Source organism: Kitasatospora sp. NPDC059146, from assembly GCF_042786665.1.
In the GTDB taxonomy this organism is placed as follows: domain Bacteria; phylum Actinomycetota; class Actinomycetes; order Streptomycetales; family Streptomycetaceae; genus Kitasatospora.
This window is the reverse complement of record NZ_JBHZCY010000010.1, coordinates 98,904-115,158: the sequence shown is the minus strand read 5'-3', so window position 1 is coordinate 115,158 and position 16,255 is coordinate 98,904. Positions and strand designations below refer to the sequence as shown.

At 70.7% G+C, this 16,255-nt stretch carries 15 protein-coding genes; 13 read left to right on the top strand and 2 right to left on the bottom strand.

Annotated elements, in window-relative coordinates:
- Window positions 1-13: 13 nt before the first annotated feature.
- Window positions 14-154 carry a hypothetical protein gene (locus ACFXPX_RS06775; RefSeq protein ID WP_380639871.1) on the bottom strand — a complete coding sequence of 47 codons (141 nt, stop codon included), beginning with the start codon at window positions 152-154 and terminating at the stop codon, window positions 14-16.
- Between the two features lie 251 nt (window positions 155-405).
- On the opposite strand from ACFXPX_RS06775, the gene ACFXPX_RS06770 reads away from it, so the two are divergent.
- Window positions 406-1,443 (top strand): NAD-dependent epimerase/dehydratase family protein, encoded by a 1,038-nt coding sequence (locus ACFXPX_RS06770; protein WP_380639869.1) that lies wholly within the window; start codon window positions 406-408, stop codon window positions 1,441-1,443.
- Window positions 1,444-1,509: 66 nt separating this feature from the next.
- Here the strand turns inward: ACFXPX_RS06770 and ACFXPX_RS06765 are convergent, their stop codons facing one another.
- Window positions 1,510-2,835, bottom strand: coding sequence for a DNA-binding protein (locus ACFXPX_RS06765; protein ID WP_380639867.1), 1,326 nt, complete (start codon window positions 2,833-2,835; stop codon window positions 1,510-1,512).
- 373 nt (window positions 2,836-3,208) lie between these two features.
- Here ACFXPX_RS06765 and ACFXPX_RS06760 point away from each other — a divergent pair, with 373 nt between their 5' ends.
- From ACFXPX_RS06760 to ACFXPX_RS06705, 12 genes are all read left to right on the top strand, one after another.
- On the top strand, window positions 3,209-4,195 hold the full coding sequence (locus ACFXPX_RS06760) for a hypothetical protein (RefSeq protein ID WP_380639865.1): 987 nt from the start codon (window positions 3,209-3,211) through the stop codon (window positions 4,193-4,195).
- Window positions 4,196-4,248: 53 nt separating this feature from the next.
- Window positions 4,249-5,748 carry an amino acid permease gene (locus ACFXPX_RS06755; protein WP_380639863.1) on the top strand — a complete coding sequence of 500 codons (1,500 nt, stop codon included), beginning with the start codon at window positions 4,249-4,251 and terminating at the stop codon, window positions 5,746-5,748.
- Entirely contained in the window at window positions 5,745-7,181 is a 1,437-nt protein-coding gene (locus ACFXPX_RS06750) for a glutamine synthetase family protein (RefSeq protein WP_380639861.1), read from the top strand. The genes ACFXPX_RS06755 and ACFXPX_RS06750 overlap by 4 nt, the downstream gene beginning before the upstream one ends.
- Window positions 7,182-7,336: 155 nt before the next feature.
- A complete protein-coding gene (locus ACFXPX_RS06745; RefSeq protein ID WP_380639859.1) occupies window positions 7,337-8,788 on the top strand; it encodes a glutamate ligase domain-containing protein in 1,452 nt (483 codons plus the stop codon).
- A gap of 32 nt (window positions 8,789-8,820) precedes the next feature.
- Window positions 8,821-9,339 (top strand): LuxR C-terminal-related transcriptional regulator, encoded by a 519-nt coding sequence (locus ACFXPX_RS06740; RefSeq protein ID WP_380639857.1) that lies wholly within the window; start codon window positions 8,821-8,823, stop codon window positions 9,337-9,339.
- The gene (locus ACFXPX_RS06735) at window positions 9,336-9,581 is read left to right on the top strand and encodes a hypothetical protein (protein ID WP_380639855.1); all 246 of its coding nucleotides are present in this window, start codon (window positions 9,336-9,338) and stop codon (window positions 9,579-9,581) included. Before ACFXPX_RS06740 ends, ACFXPX_RS06735 begins: the two co-directional genes overlap by 4 nt.
- 120 nt (window positions 9,582-9,701) lie before the next feature.
- Entirely contained in the window at window positions 9,702-10,181 is a 480-nt protein-coding gene (locus ACFXPX_RS06730; RefSeq protein WP_380639853.1) for a hypothetical protein, read from the top strand.
- Between the two features lie 23 nt (window positions 10,182-10,204).
- Window positions 10,205-12,100, top strand: coding sequence for a glycoside hydrolase family 15 protein (locus ACFXPX_RS06725; RefSeq protein WP_380639851.1), 1,896 nt, complete (start codon window positions 10,205-10,207; stop codon window positions 12,098-12,100).
- Window positions 12,101-12,499: 399 nt separating this feature from the next.
- Complete coding sequence (locus ACFXPX_RS06720) at window positions 12,500-12,940, top strand: NUDIX domain-containing protein (RefSeq protein WP_380639849.1); 441 nt, start codon at window positions 12,500-12,502, stop codon at window positions 12,938-12,940.
- A complete protein-coding gene (locus ACFXPX_RS06715) occupies window positions 12,937-13,521 on the top strand; it encodes an AAA family ATPase (RefSeq protein ID WP_380639847.1) in 585 nt (194 codons plus the stop codon). The genes ACFXPX_RS06720 and ACFXPX_RS06715 overlap by 4 nt, the downstream gene beginning before the upstream one ends.
- A 65-nt stretch (window positions 13,522-13,586) precedes the next feature.
- Window positions 13,587-14,075 (top strand): NUDIX domain-containing protein, encoded by a 489-nt coding sequence (locus ACFXPX_RS06710; protein ID WP_380639845.1) that lies wholly within the window; start codon window positions 13,587-13,589, stop codon window positions 14,073-14,075.
- A 156-nt stretch (window positions 14,076-14,231) separates the two neighbouring features.
- A complete protein-coding gene (locus tag ACFXPX_RS06705; protein WP_380639843.1) occupies window positions 14,232-16,226 on the top strand; it encodes an ABC transporter ATP-binding protein in 1,995 nt (664 codons plus the stop codon).
- Window positions 16,227-16,255 lie beyond the last annotated feature (29 nt).

The following is a 16,255-nucleotide window of genomic DNA, read 5'->3' as shown; positions in this document are numbered from 1 at the left end:
CGTGGGCGGTCTCTCAGGTGTCGTTCTGGTCGGAACGGCCACCGGTGTTGTCGGACGGCACGTCGGCCCGCGAACGCGCGACCTGGATGTTGCGGACGCCGACCAGCAGGCCGCCCTCCTCCTCCGGCTGGACCGCGGATGCGATGCTCTCCATCGGATCTCCTCTCCTCGGCGCTGCTCGGCCGTTCCGGGGACCGGAAGGTGTCGCAGCGGCTGAGTGCCCCAGTGTTCCTAGCAGGGCGTGGCAGGGCCATGTCGTCCGACTCTCATCTCGCGGGTTGATTCGCACGCAGGTGTCATCGGGGTGTCATCTTCACCACGATCACGGCCACGAGCTGCGGCGTCTCGGCTCCGCCACTACGACAGGCTGGCCAACGGGCCCTCGTCCTGGGCAGGATTCCGGGCATGGACATCTTGGTGATCGGCGGAGGCTGGTTTCTGGGCACGGCCGTGATTGAGGAGGCGCTGGGGCGCGACTGGGGCGTGACGACGTTCAACCGAGGGCGATCCGGCACGCTCCTGCCTGGCGTGCGGCACGTCATAGGTGACCGCACGTCGGTCGAGGATCTGGCCCGGCTGGCCGCGCAGGGTCCGTGGGATGCAGTGATCGACACGTCGGCTGCCGAGCAGCCGCCGAACGTGGTGCTCGCTGGGGCGAGGGCGCTGGAGAGCGCCACCGAGCGCTACGTCTACATCTCGACGGTGTCGGTGTACGCGGGATGGCCGGACCACCCGCTCGAGGTGGGCGATCCGGTGCTGGACGGTCCTGCCGACGCCGACCGCGAGTACGGCAGGAACCCGGAGGGCTGGCGAGGCCCCAATCTGCACTATGGGCGGCAGAAGGCTGGCACCGAGCGGGCGGTTGTTGAGACTTTCGGTGCACAGCGGTCCTGGCTGGTTCGCCCTGGCGTGATCCTCGGCCCGCGCGAATATGTCGGCCGGCTCCCGTGGTGGCTGCGGCGGGCGGAGCGAGGCGGGCAGATCCTGGCGCCCGGGTCTGCGAGCAAAGGCATCCAGCCGGTCGATGTCCGCGATGTCGCCCGCTTCGCCGTCGATCTCGCTGAACGGCCCGGCGGGGGCGTCTTCAATGCCACTGCGCCGATCGGCCGGGACACGATGGGCGATTTCCTGGGGGCCTGTCTCGCGGTGACGGGCGGTCAGGGCGAACTGCTGTGGGTGCCGGATGAGGTGCTGCTGGAGCACGGTGTCCGGCAGTGGACGGAAGTGCCGCTGTGGCGGACGGGCAAGGGCGTCTGGCTGGTCGACTCCGACCCGGCGTACGCGGCCGGGTTCCGGTGCCGCCCGTTGGAGGAGACGGTCCGGGACACCTGGGAGTGGCTCCAAGCCGGCAATGCCCCGGTCCCGCACCCGCGGGCAGCCGCTCTCGGAATCGACGCGGACCGGGAACGGGCGATTCTGGCGGCTGCCGGATCTCTTCGCTGAGCAGGATGCGACGGACGGGGCGACCGCCATGGTGTCGGTCGCCCCGCCCGTCGCGGTTGTGTTGTGCTACTCGATGGCCAGCCGCGCGGCGACGCCCCCGAACTGTCGCGGGGCCGCGACTCGGGTGTACTCCTCCAGCCCCTCTCGAAGGGCGGCAGCGACCGGTGACGTCCGGACGGACTCGGTGGTGAGCAGCTTGCCGACGTGGACGACCCGCTCGACGAGGCCCTTGGCGCGCCGGTCGGGTGCAAGGTCCGCGATGGGTTTGAGGACTTCGGCTGCTTCCTCCACCTCACCGTTGAGGATCAACGCTGCGGCGAGGTCCGTCCTGGCCTCAGCGTCGATCCGGGGAATCCTCTGCTCGGCAGGCAGGCTGGCTTGCAGCTCCAGCACCCGTCGGGTGTGCTCCAGCGCGCTGGCGCCATCACGCAGGAGCACGAACGTGGTGCCATGCGACCGGGCGAGCCGCTCCGGACCGTGAAGGAACTCGCCGGCCACATCGTCGTGGAGGTCATCTCGTTCGAGGGTGTCCACGTCGAGGAAGCGCGCGACCGCCGCTGCGGCCCTGCGCTGGTCGCCGAGGTGCCCGTAGGCTCTGGCTTCGATCGAAGCGATGCGTGCTTGGCCAGCCGTACCGACACCGGGGAACGACTGCGCCTGCCGGATGAAGCGGATCGCCTCACCCGGCCGCCCTTCCCAGTAGGCGAACATGCCGAGCGTGCCGGCCGCGAACGCGGCCAGCGGGGTGAAGCGGGTGACCTCGGCGTACATGCCCGCGGAACGGGCGAGCCGACTGGCCTCGCCAAGGGAGCCGAGTCCGAACGCGGCCAGGGCGAGCAGCGCCGTCGTCTGGCCGATCGCGATCAGCAGCAGCTGCCTCTGCTCGGGGATGTGGGTGCGATCCAGAAGACCTTCGGCGCTCGTCCGAAGCTGCCGGCCTTCACGGAGCACCTCGAAGGGTGACCGGTTGTTGTAGGTGCGGGCGAGGTGGCGAACGTCGTCCTGGACCTGGTCGATGGACAGGTCTGAGAGGAAGGCGGACGCCACGGAAGCGGCGTGGTCGGATGCTTCGCGTGCGGTCATCGCGAGTTCTCTTTCGAGGTCTTGCTGGGATATTGCCGCAGGATCTCCCTCACTCGGCGGTGCGAGGAGGTCGGCGATCGTCCTGTCGAACATGTGCTGGATCGTCTGAGTGAAGACGGAGGTCGGCCGACTCACCGTCCCGGCGACCCATCGCCGGTACGTCGCCTCCGACATGTCCAGGTCGCGAAACCGTGGGTCCTTGAGGGTGCGGGCCAGTTCGTTGCCGGCGCTTTTCAGTTCCCTGTGGAAGTCCGGAAATTCCCATCCCGCCTTCTCAACCAGAGCACCCAGTAACGTCTTACTCGCCATTCCGCATGCCTCCGCCCCCTATGGTCTCGACCCCGGCCCAGCCGCCACCTGCGCGCGGAGGACCTGGTCCAGCCATACCCGACAAGAGCGCATCTCACAGCTGCATCTGACGAGATGACACCCCGATGACAGGGCGATGGCTACGCAAGGCGTCAGATGACACCCGGGTGTCGTAGCGCTGTTTCGGCCAGAACGCGACAGTAGGTGGCCGATCACTTAATCGCAGTCCGCGAAGTGAGCGAGTCACTTCTCGCTCGTCTTCCCGACCGCCGGCTGCGCTCAGCTGTCCACCAAGCTTGACGCTGACGTGCTCGGGCTGCCGCAGGCGGCTGGCTGATTGAAGTCTCGGCGGACCATGAAGGGGGAACAGGTCATGCCACCCGCGCTCAATGCCGGTGCACAGCCCAGGCCGGCTTATCACCCTGCCGGGTTCGACGACGCGCTCCGGACCGCGGTGGACGACCTACGGGCCGGACGCTGGTTATCGACGCAGCGGTTGCTGGCCTCGACGCAGAACGTCGGCCTGCGGACCTCTCGTACGCAGGTGTTGGCGCTGGTCGCGGCCCGGTCGACGGTGCTTGCTGACTGGGGGCGCGAGGAGCCGGACGACCCGGGGCTTGCCATCCTGCGGACTCGGGTGATGGTCGAGCACGCCTTGGCAGCAGCCGAGGCCCGCTCGCCGAGGGCCGAGCCCTTGGAGCAGGAGGCGCGGGAGTCGTGCTGGGCCGCTGCTCAGGCTGTGCCCGCTGACCCTGTGCCGTGGGTGTGTCTCCTAGCGCTCGCGGCGCTGGACCGATCCATGGTCCGCCCCGAGCACCGGCAGGGCTCGTCAGATCCGATGCTGCCCGCCGGACCGTGGGGGCTGCTCGACGAAGCACTCAGGCGCGATCCCGCCAATCGGGAAGCCCACCACCGCATGCTTCGCTACTGGCACCAGGTCTACCGGCCGGCAGCGGCCGACTTCGTGAACGTCGTCATGTCGATGGCGCCGGCCGGATCACCGCTTGCCGCCCTGCCGCTGTACCTGTCGGTCGACTACTACCGCAACGAGCCGACACGCAACGCAGTCGTGCTGCGGCAGTGGCTTCGGGAGCCCCACTTTTCCCGTGCTCAGCGCGCCTACGAGAGCTGGTCCGTGGCGGACCCGGGGACGTGGCCGGTCGTCGATCTCAGCTACCTCGCCCACGCGCTGTGGGCATCGGCCCAGATGGCCGCCGCCGTCGAGGTGTTCAGCGCACTCGGCCAGTTCGCGTCCAAGGCGCCGTGGACCTACGTAGCCGACTCCCGTCAGCAGGCGGAGGCCCTGCTGCTGACCGCCAGGGACCAGGCTCTCGCCGGCCGCGCGACCGCCCTGGCTTGAGCCCCGGCCACTCCTGTTCCCACCACTCGAATTTCCGCACGGAGGTTGCCCCGATGTCCCCCGCCCACGCCGCACCGCCGACCGACGAGGAACGCCTGCTCCAGCTCGGCTACGAGCCCAAACTGCGCCGCAGGATGGGCGAGTTCGGCAACTTCGCCAGTTCCTTCTCCGTCATCAGCATTCTGTCCGGCTGCATGACGATGCTCGCGTTCGGCCTGAACACCGGCGGACCGGCGGTGATCATCTGGGGCTGGATCGGCGTCGGTGCCCTGGTCATGTTCGTCGGCCTCGCCCTCGCCGAGGTCACCAGCGCCTACCCGACCAGCGGGGCGCTGTACTTCATGGCCCACCAGCTCGGCGGCCCCCGGTGGGGCTGGATGACCGGCTGGCTCAACCTGCTCGGGCTGGTGGGCGGAATCTGCGGCATCGACTACGGCGCGGCCAGCTTCGTCGGCGCCTTCCTCAACATGCAGTTCGGGTACTCGCCGACGCCGGGCGGTCTGTTCGGGATCTTCGCCGCAATCCTGCTGCTCCACGCAGTGCTGAACCTGCGGGGCGTGCGGCTGGTGTCGGTGCTCAACGGCATCTCGGTGTGGTGGCACATCTGCGGCGTCGTGCTGATCGTCGGGGCGCTCTCGATCGTTCCCACCCAACACCGGGACCTCAGCTGGGTGGTCGGGCACTTCGTCAACAACACCGGCTGGAGCAACCCGATCTACGTGAGCGCGGTCGGGCTGCTGCTCGCCCAGTACACCTTCTCGGGCTACGACGCCTCCGCGCACATGAGCGAGGAGACCACAAAGGCGTCGGTGTCGGCACCCCGCGGGATCGTCCGCTCGATCTGGGTGAGCTGGATCGCCGGTGCCGTCCTGCTGGCGGGCATGCTGTTCGCCGTCCAGGACTACGACAGTGTCCTCAGCTCGCCCACGGGCGTGCCGCCCGCGCAGATCTTCATCGACGCGCTCGGGATGACCGGGGCGAAGGTGCTCTTGGCCGTGGTGATCGTGGCGCAGGTGTTCTGCGGCAACGCGGAGACGGCGGCGGCGTCGAGGATGGTGTTCGCGTTCTCTCGGGACGGCGCGCTTCCCGGGTCGGCTCTGTGGAGCCGGGTGTCGGAGCGCACCGGGACGCCGGTGGCCGGAGTGTGGCTCTCACTCGGGGCGGCGCTGGTGCTCGCGCTGCCGTCGCTGTACAGCGCGACAGCGTACGGCGCGGTGACAGCGGTCAACGTGGTGGGGATGACGCCGGCGTACGCGGTGCCGATCTACCTCCGGCTGCGCAAGGGCCGTCGTTTCAAGCCCGGCCCGTGGAACCTGGGTCGCCGCGGTCCGGTGATCGGGTGGATCGCGGTCGGATGGGTGGCCGTGGTGAGCGTGCTGGTGTGCCTGCCGCAGTCCTCGCCAGTGACGGTCGACACCTTCAACTACGCGCCGGTGGCCTTGGCGGTGGTGCTGCTGCTGGCCTGGGGATGGTGGCTCAAGGCCGGGCGCTCGTACTCACCGCCGGTCCAGCAGTCGGCCGAGTTGGTCGAGCTGACCGAGGAGGTCGTGTGACCAGCCGCCAACGCCCAGGCCGTACGGCGACGCTGCGGGCCGCCCGGTACCGCGCCGCCGTCAACTCGCCGGCGCCGGCCTCGCCGACAGGGCCACTGCACCAGCTGGTGGACGCCTTCGGCATCACCACGGTGCTGCTCGCGGCCGTCGACGTGCAGGGCCGCCTCAAGGGCAAGGAGTTCGACGCGGCCTCGCTTGTGCAGCGGCTGCGCTCGGGTGGGCTCTCGCCGGAGATGTGCGGGTACGTGCTCGGTACCGACTTGGGGATGACGGCTCCGAGCAGCGGGTCGTTCTCCTGGAAGTCCGGGTTCGGAGACGTCGCGCTGCTGCCCGACACCCAGCACGCCCGCGTCCTGCCCTGGCTGCCGTCCACCGCACTGGTGCTCGCGGAGCCGATCAGCATGGGCCTGCCGCACCCGCTCTCCCCGGTCACCGTGCTCGCCGAGCAGGAGCAGCGCCTCGCCGGGCTCGGGCTGACGGCGAAGGTAGGGGTGGAGACGGAGTTCGTCCTCTTCGAGGGCACCGCCCGGGACGCGGCGGCGGCCGGCTTCCGCAGTCTTCGCCCAGCCATCTGGGACAACCGCGACTACGCCCTCGACCAGCCGCTGCCGGTACGGGAGTTCAGCAGGCGCCTGCGGCAGGTCCTAGCCGACGCCGGCGTTCCCGTCGAGGCCGTGAAAGGCGAGGGAGCGCCGGGTCAGATAGAAGTCACCTTTCCCTACGGACCGGTGACGGCGGCGTGCGAGCTGCACGTGCTGTTCAAGCACGCCGCGAAGACGGTCGCGAACGAGCAGGGCATGACGGCGTCGTTCATGGCGGCCCTGCCGGAAGGAGTGGGCAGCGGCATGCACCTGCACGTCTCGCTGCACGATGTCGACGACCAGCCGGTCCTGCTCGCCGGTCCCGAGTACGGCAGCGGCCTGTCGGAGCTGGGTGAGCAGGCGGTGGCCGGACTCCTGACTGCGCTTCCCGCCCTCGGCCCGCTGTGGGCGCCGTACGTGAACAGCTACAAGCGCCTGCGGGACCACTCCTTCGCCCCCACTCGCCTCACCTGGGGACGGGACAACAGGTCGTGCGCGGTTCGGGTGGTCGGTCACGGCCGCAGTCTGCGCCTGGAGGTGCGGTTGCCCGGTGCCGATGCCAACCCCTACCTGGCGTCGGCGGCTGTCCTGGCTGGGATCCGGCACGGCATCGAGTCCAGGCTCAAGCCCCCTGCCGCCACCCGCGGCGACGCCTACCTGGACCGCGAAGCCGAGCCCGTACCGCAGGCACTGGCCGAGGCCGTTTCCGCGTTCGAGACCAGCCCGCTGGCCTGCGAGCTGCTCGACGAGCACGTCGTCGCCCACCTGGCCGCCGTCGCCCACCTGGACATGGACCACCACGCCGCCGCCGTGACCGATGCCGAGCTGGAACGCGGTCTCACCCAGGCATGAGCCCCGGGCCGGTCGCGGCGCCAAACCCCCGAGACCCGCGACCGGCCCGGTTCCAACCCCACCCCTCTGTCCCCGACCCTGCCGAGGAAGCCCTTCCTATGGACACCACCACCCGACCCCCAACCCATACGAGCCCGCGGCCCACCGGAGCCGATGTGCTGACCCGGGCCCACCTGGTCGACGCCACCGCACCCGGCATGGAAGGCCTCGCGCTGTGGCTGGCCACGCGCCGGATGGACATCACCGCCAGCATCACCCACGCCGAGCAGGACAGCCCGGCCGCCTCCCGGCTGCGCACGGCCGGCGTGAAGGTCACCGTTGGCTTCGACGTCGACCACATCCAGGCCGACCGAACCGCGGTGGTGTGGTCCGGCGCGACGACGGGCCCGCTCCCGGAACTCGACCAGGCCAAGGCCCGTGGGCTGCCGGTACTCACGCGCGCGCTCGCGCTCACCACGCTGACCGTGGACCACGGCGAGCCGCTGGTGGCCGTCTACGGCAGCCACGACACCGCCACCGCGGCGGCGGCCCTGGCCGCAGTCCTCGACGACGGCCACACCTCCTGGGTTCTCACCGCTTCGACCCAGGGCGGCGTTCCCGGACAGGGCATCCACGGCCAGCGCCTGGTCGTGGACCTGTGCCTGGACGCCGGCACGCACGAGGCCACCTCCTGGAGCCGCTATCCGCACGGCCCGCAGCCCGTCCCCAGGGCGACCCCGACCGTGACGCTGATCACCACCGCCGCGATGAATGCCCCGCACTTCACGGACACCCTCGAGGCTCTGGACGCCGCCACCGCCCTCGCCCGCGCTTCCGCCACGGTGGTGCTGCCGCTGTGGGACAAGGGCGTCAAGATCGTGCACGAGCGGCTCAGCGACCGCCCCGGCCCCGCCGTAGTGACAGTCGGTCTGGAGGAAAGCGCCGACGTGTGGGTCCTCCCGCCCCGCTGGCTGGGCACCGAGTACCTCCTCACCCTCCACCACCGGGGTGAGCGGCACCAGTTCACCGTGCCGATCGCCGGCCGTCACCACGCCCTGGCGGTGTGCGCAGCCATCGCCACCGCCCTCGTCGTCGGGGAGAACCCGCAGGCCGTCGCCCAGCGCATCGGCGGCTTCCGCGGGACTGAGCGGTCGCTGGCTGTGCTCGGCGTTCAGGCGGGCGTCACCGTCATAGACTCCCGTGCCCGGCACCCGCGCGAGATCGCGCAGGACGTCACGGCCAGCCGGATGCTCACCGAGGGCTCGGTGGTCGTCGTTCTGGAACCCGACGGCGTCGCTCGCACCAGCGCGCACGCCGCTGAGATCGGTGCCGCCCTCGGCGATGCCGATCGCGCGGTGCTGCTGCCGGTCAGCACCCCGCTGACCGAGGACGCCGGGCCCGACCCGCTGGATGCCGTCGAGCTGGCCGCTCTTCAAAAGCTCGGACAGGGCAAGGTCCACCGCATCCGCCTCGGGCCATACGAACCCACCCCGGAGCAGCGGATCTTCGAGATGACCTCCGAGGGCGACCTCGTCTTGGTCATCGGCACCGGCCAGGCCGAGCGGCTCGGTCCGAGGCTGCTGTTCCACCTCGCTGCCCCAGCCATGCCCATCCCTCAGCAACTGTGACCCGCCCGCACCATCCCGCTGGAGACTACGCCGTGGCCATCGGCCCCCTGCCCGCCCTCACCGCCTCCGAGCGCCGGTTGATCGTCCTGGTCGCCGCCAGCGCCAGTCACGACCAGATCGCCGCCGACCCCGACACGAGACTGCAACCGGACGACGTCCGCAGCGCGATCGAGGCACTGCTCGTCACCACCGGCACCCGCACCGGGCTGCACCTCGCCGCCTGGGCCACCGCTCACCGGATCGTCACCCAGCCGGTGCACCCCAGCGGCGCGCTGACCATCAACCCCCAACTCGCCCCGCGATTGACGCAGATCTTGCGCGGCTGGGCGGGCGGGCGCAGCACGCCCGAGCTGACCGCCGACTTCGGCATCGCGCCGAGCACGATGCGCACCTACTGCAAGAGCCTGCTCAGCCAGCTGAACGTCGACTCCCAGCCCCAGGCCGTCGTCGTCGGCGTCCTCGCCCAACTGGTCCCTCTGAACAGCATCGACCCCGCCTGGCCGGCCAGCCCGCTCCTTCCCAGCACAGAACCGCACGCGGTGGCCCCATGAACGGGCAACGGGGCATCGGGCGCATCGGTCTCGCCGCGCTCTGCTTCCTGCTCGGCGTTCTGATCGGAGGCGGCGCCATCTACCTGCTCGAGCACCGCGCCGCCTTCAGACAGCCGCTCTACCTGGGCATCTTCGCCGTCGTCGCCCTGTGCACCCTCGGCGTGGCCGACCGCTTGGTGGGTCACCGCCAGCCGCCCCCGAACGACCCGGATCGTCCTGGCGACCGCCGCCGGTCCGGCTGAACAGCACAACCGCAGCAACCCATGGCGGCCGTTCGGGCCAGGGCCGCACCCCTTCGAGCTCAGAGAACAGATGATCATCCTCACCGTCCTCCACGGACCTGCTCCCTGCGGCGGCGCCCGGTGAACCTTCGATACGTCGAGGCACCGCAGCCGTACGAGCCAGACGGCCGCCCAGCGGTGTTCCTCGCCGGAGCAACCGTTGGTTGCCCGGACTGGCAGAGCGACGCGGTCCACCTGTTCGCGACCGCGGGCTTCGACGGCACGGTGCTCAACCCCCGGCCGTCACGCAACCCGGCCACCGATCCCTACCTCGCGTGGCAGCCGTTCGGCTGGCAGGACCGCAACATCCGGCGCACCGACGTCGTCCTGTTCTGGAATCCAATCGGCCACGTGCGCGTGCACGACTGCTACGAGGCCGGCCTGTTCACCCCGTACGGCGGGACGGTGGTCGTCGGCTGCGACCCGGCCGACCCCGTCCAGCGCGCCAACCGCGTGCTACTCGCCAACCTCATGCCGTGGCTGTCGGTAGCCGAGACGCTCGCCGACACCGTCGCCGCAGCTCTCGCCGCGCTCAAGGCCCCCACCCCCGCTCACCGCTGACCGCCCACCAATGTCAGGACCCCATGCGCACCACCACCGCCCCTCCCCGGATCGAGGACCACGCTCTCCTCGGCAACACCATCTCCGCCGCCCTGGTCCGCCCGGACGGCTCCATCAACTGGGCCTGCCTGCCAGCCTTCGACTCGCCTGCGGTGTTCGCCTCGCTGCTCGGCGACGCCGACCATGGCCTGTGGCGGGTCGGCCCGGCCGTCTACGACGACTCACCGCCCCCGGCGGCCGACCGCCGCCACTATGTGGGCAACTCCCTGGTCCTCCGCCAGGAGTGGGACACCCCCTCCGGTACGGTCGCGGTCACCGACTTCATGCCGGCGCCCACGGTCAGCGACCACGCGGAGCCTCGGATCATCCGGATTGTCGAAGGCATCAGCGGCGAGGTCCGCGTCGCCAGCGTCTTCCGCCCTCGTCCCGGCTACGGCGCCACCCGGCCGCACGTCGAGCGGATCGCCCGCGGAACCCAGCGGCTGTGGGTGGTCGCCCACCCGGACTCGTACTGGCTCGACGGCCCCCACCACGCCGCCAACGGGCGGGACGTGTGTCGGGCCGACTTGACCGTCCGCGCCGGCCAGATCGTCGTGCTCACCCTCGCCTGGGCCCCCTCTCACCGTCCAGCGCCCGTCCCGCCCGACGCCTTCTCCGAGCTCGACGCGACCGCGGAGTTCTGGGAGCAGTGGGCAGCCAGCTGCACCTACCGCGGCCCGGACCACGAGGCGGTGGTGCGCTCCGCCCTCACTCTCAAGGCGCTCTGCCACTCGGGCGGCGGCGTCATCGCTGCGCCCACCACCTCCCTGCCCGAGCAGATCGGCGGCGAACGAAACTGGGACTACCGGTTCGTCTGGCTGCGTGACAGCGCGCTAACCATCGCCGCGCTGCTGCGGCTCGGCTTCCTCGACGAGGCCCGGCAGTGGCGCAGATGGCTGGTCGACACCGTCAACCCCGAGCATCTCCAACCGATCTATCGCGTCAACGGCGATGCCGACCTCGACGAGGAAACCCTGGAGCACCTGCCCGGCTACGACGGCTCCCGGCCGGTGCGCATCGGCAACGGCGCCGCCGACCAGCTCCAGCTCGACGTCTACGGCGAACTCGCCGACACCCTGCTGCTCGCGGAGGACACCGGCCTCCCCCCGTCCCCGCAGTGCGACGCGCTGCTCCTGGCGCTCGCCGAACAGGTGGAGCAGCGCTGGCAGGGGCCCGACGAGGGCATCTGGGAAATCCGCGGTCCGGCACGGCACTTCACCCACTCCAAGGTGATGTGCTGGGTCGCCGTGGACCGGACACTGCGGCTGCTCGGGCGTCGAAGCACCACCGACCCTGCCGTCCTGGTCCGCCTCACCCGCCTGCGCGAGGAGATCCACACCGACGTCTGCAGGCGCAGCTTCAACCCCAAGGACGGCACCTTCACCCAGTCCTACGGGGACCAGGCACTCGACGCCTCACTGCTGCTCCTGCCCCTAGTCGGCTTCCTGCCGCCGGACGACAAGCGCGTCATCCGCACCGTCGAAGCCGTCCAGCGCGAACTCACCGAGCACGGGCTGGTGCTGCGCTACTCCACCCGCGAGAATTCGGGCGGGAACGTGGACGGGCTCGCCGGCCACGAGGGTGCCTTCCTGGCCTGCTCGTTCTGGCTGGCCGAGTGCCTTGCCGTCATCGGCCGGGACGCCGAAGCCCGCGAGCTGTTCGACCGGCTGCTCGCCCTGCGCAGCGATCTCGGGCTCCTCGCCGAGGAGTATGACCCCCTCGCCCGGCGGCAGCTCGGGAACTACCCGCAGGGGTTCTCCCACTGGAGCCTGGCGGATGCGGCCATCCGCCTGGCCGGCAAGCTGCACGTCCGGCGCCCAGCGCTGCCCGGACCGCGCGCCGTCGTCGACCAAGCGCTCCCCGCCCCCGTGGTGGCGTAGTGGGCGGCAGCGAGGTGCGTCCGCTGAACGTGGCCAGGCCAGGGCCTTCCTTCGAGAGGCACAGTCCCTCGACGGCCAGCACGACCTCGCCGCAGCCAGCTTCCGCGAGGCCCGCCGGCAGTCCACGCGGCGTATGGCGCGATTGTCAGTGCCGCGTGGCAGACTGCCTCGTTCGATCCGCAACCGCCCGATCAGTATGACGAGTTGGGGCTGTTCACCGGATCGTGTGGCTTCTGCCGCGACACGCCGATGCGGCCCTGCCGGGCCGCCTACGGTGGGACACCTACCTACGCACTCACGTACGACGAACGATCACCAGTTTGATCGCACCTTCGCCATGCCCTGAACCGGCCGCGCTCCCCTCGCTGGTTCCCTCACCCCTTGGGAAGGAGACATCCCGTGCCGCACACGCTGGTTGTGGGAGTCCACCTGGTCCTGATCGAAAACGGCCGGGTGCTGCTCGGACGGCGCGCCAACACCACCTTCGCCGCCCAGCACTGGCACGCTCCGGCCGGCCACCTCGAAGCGGGAGAGTCCGTCCTGGCCGGCATGGTCCGCGAGGCCGATGAAGAACTTGGTATCGCCATCCGGGAGGAGGACCTCGACCTGGTGCACACCCTCCACCACCTCGACGCCGACGACGGTGCCGGACGCCTCCAACTGTTCTTCACCCCGCGCGCGTACACCGGCAAGATCACCAACCGCGAGCCGGACAAGTGCGCCGCCCTCCGCTTCTGGCCGCTGGACGGGCTTCCGGATCCGATCGTCGGTTACATCGCGGACGCGCTCGCGCAGATCACCGCCGGCCGCCCGCTGTCCGTCGTCGGCTGGCCGGCATGAGCGCCACGAGCCACCCGGGGTTCCTGGCCGCCGGCACGCCTGCGGAGAGCCCGGAGACCCGGCTCGTGGTCGTTCGGGGTAACTCGGCGTCGGGCAAGTCGTCAGTGGCTGCGGGCATCCGTGACCGGTTCGGTCGGGGCTTGGCCGTGGTCGCGCAGGACAACCTCCGCCGCGTCGTGCTGCGCGAGCGGGACCGGCCCGGCGGCGCGAACATCGGTCTGATCGACACCGTGGCACGGTACGCGCTGGGCGCCGGCTACCACGTCGTCATCGAAGGCATCCTGTACGCCGATCACTACGGCGAGATGCTCCAGCGCCTGGTGGGAGACCATCGCGGCGTCACCCGCTGCTACTACCTCGACATCCCGATCGACGAGACGCTAGTCCGGCACGCCTCGAAGGCCGATCGCGAGTACCTGTCTGCCGTCACCGAGCGGGAACTGCGCGACTGGTACCGCGAGCACGACGTTCTTCCCGGCGGCATCGAGACCGTCATCGGCAGCGACAGCACGCTCCGCGACACGGTCGACCGCATCATGCGCGAGACCGCGCTCTCGGAGTTGCCCGCGCGCGACACCTAGAAGCAGTCGCTCGACCGCCGTGTCCGCGCCATTGACCCGTCCCACTTCAACCAGGAGCACCCCTGATGCACGAGACGAGCAGGCTGTCGGTCTGCGTCATCGCCCACGATTTGAACACCGACCGGATCGCCACCCTCCTCTACGGCAAGCGCAGTTTCACCCCCGGACCCGCGTGGTCAATCCCCGGCGGGAAGGTCGACCCTGGGGAGGAGATCCCCGACGCCGCCGCCCGGGAACTGCGTGAGGAAGCCGGGCTCATCGCCCGGCCGTGCGACCTGCGTCTGGTGCACACCATCCAGGCCAAGGAGGGCTGGGACGGGCGCGGCGGGTTCGTGCTGTTCGTCTTCGCCACCAGCGAGTTCACGGGCGAGCTGGTCAACGTCGAGCCGGACAAGCACCTGGAGGTGCGCTGGCACCCCGCCGCCGACGTCCTGCCCAGCCCGATGTTCCCGACCTCCAAGGTCGCGGTGGAGGCGTACCTGGCCGGCGGGCCTGCGTTCTCCACCCACGGATTCGACCCCGCCTCCGGACAGCGGCAGCTCGTCGAGAGGTGACCGGCGCCCGCCGGCACCGGGCCGGGCGAGTGAGCCCGCCCGGCACGGTGCCGGCCGGCTCGCCCCCGTCTGGTCCGCCGGTCGCCCCACGACTACATCGGCCCCTGACGGCACTGGCGCCCGACCACCGCGTTCCCCCTCTGCGAAAGGGAGTATGTGACCAGCGCACCCAAGACCTCGACGGACCCGGTGCCGGACAGCGAGCAGCTGCTGTTCGGCGGGCCGATGCGCTACGACTACGGCTGGGCCAAGCACGAGATGGCCAGCGGCGAGGTGACGTTCTGGGCGGTGGCGCGGCAGATGCCGCGCTTCCTTCGCCTGGCCGGACGGATGGCGTGGCAGGCCGACCGCGCGGCGCTGCTGACCCTGGTCGGCGCCGAGGTGATGCGCGGCCTGGCCGCCGCCTTCGCGCTGATCGCCACCAACCACGCTTTGGCCGCGCTGCTCGCCCCTGGCCATGTGGCCGAGGTGCTGCGGGCCGCTGTGCCGGCGATCGTGATGGTCGGCTCGGTTGCGGGCCTGTCCTCGGTGCTGTCCGCGGCCTCGGGCTGGGCCAGCGGGCGGCTGGAACCGGCGGTCTTCCGCCAGGCCACGATGGAGTTCCTGGGCATCGTCGGCCGTTCCGAGCTGGAGGCGATCGAAGACTCCGAGTTCCTCGCCGAGGTGGACAGCGCCCGCTGGGGTGCGATGTCGCTGCAGCGCATCATCGGCCAGGCCACCTCCGTCCTAACCGCCACCTTCAGTCTCGTCTCCGCCGCCGGCGTTCTGTCCGTCCTCCACCCCGCCCTGCTGCCGATGCTGGTGCTGATCACCGCCCCGCGCGGCTGGGGTGCTGTGCGGACCGCCCGGCGCCACTACGCTTCCAGGCGGGCCTGGCTCCAGCACTCCCGGGCCAGCAGCGCGCTGGCGGACATGCTGATCCGCCCGTACTCCGCGGCCGAGCTGCGGGTGCACGCGTGCGGGCCGTTCATCCTCCACCACTACGAGCAGATGGCCCGCGCGGCCGAGCAGGAGCAGTCCCGCCTCGCCGGCGCCCGGGCCCGCACGGACCTGCTCTCTGCGACGCTGGCCGGCGCGGCCACCGTCTGCGCCTTCACCTTGCTGGGCTCGCTCGTCATGAGCGGGGCGATCCCGCTCGCTGCCGCCGGGACCGCCGTGGTGGCCATCCGCACCGGCTCGGCGAGCATCGGCGGCCTCGTCTCCCAGATCAACCAGCTGTACGAGGAGTCGCTGTTCGTCCGCGACCTCGACCAGCTGCGTCGCGAGGGTCACCGCCGGGCGATCCCCACCGGCGGTACACCGCTGCCTGAGCGCCCCGAGACGATCACCGTCGAGGACGTGTCCTTCACCTACGATGGCCGCGATACCCCGGCTCTGGACAAGGTCACCCTGACAATCCCCCGGGGCAAGGTCATCGCCCTGGTGGGAGCCAACGGTTCGGGCAAGTCCACCCTGGCCAACATTCTGTGCGGGGTCTACCAGCCACACCAAGGGCGCGTCCGGTGGGACGGCATCGACACCGCGACCGCCGACCGCGACCAGCTCTTCAGCAGCGTCGCCCTGCTGGCCCAGAGTTTCCAGCGCTGGTCCTTCACGTTGCGCGCCAACCTGCTCCTCGGCCGCCCCGAAGTTGCGTGCGATCAGCGGCAGCTGGAGACCGCCGCCGACTACGCCGACCTTCACCCGGTGGTTGAGGAGCTGCCGCGCGGCTGGGACACCCTCGTCGCCAAAGGCTTCGAGGGCGGCGTCGGCCTCTCGGGCGGCCAGTGGCAGAAGGTCGCCCTCGCCCGCACCCACTTGCGCCTGACCACGCCCGACGCCCACGGCCGGCTCCCCGCCCTCGTGGTGGTCGACGAGCCGACGTCCGCGATGGACCCGGAAACCGAGGTCGAGGCGTTCGAGCAGATCCGCCAGCTCACCGCCCTCGGCGTCACCGTCGTCCTCATCACCCACCGCCTCGGCGCCACCGCCAAGGCCGACCGCATCTTCGTCCTCGACCACGGCCGCCTCGTAGAACAGGGGAGCCACTCCGAGCTGATGGCCCAGGAACCGGCCACGCGCTACCGCGAGTCTTATCTCCTCCAGGCCGCCCAGTACGACCTCGGCGACCGCCTGCCCCACCAGGCCACCCCGACCACCGCCAGCGCCTGACCGCTCTTTCATTCGTCCTCGATCCGAGC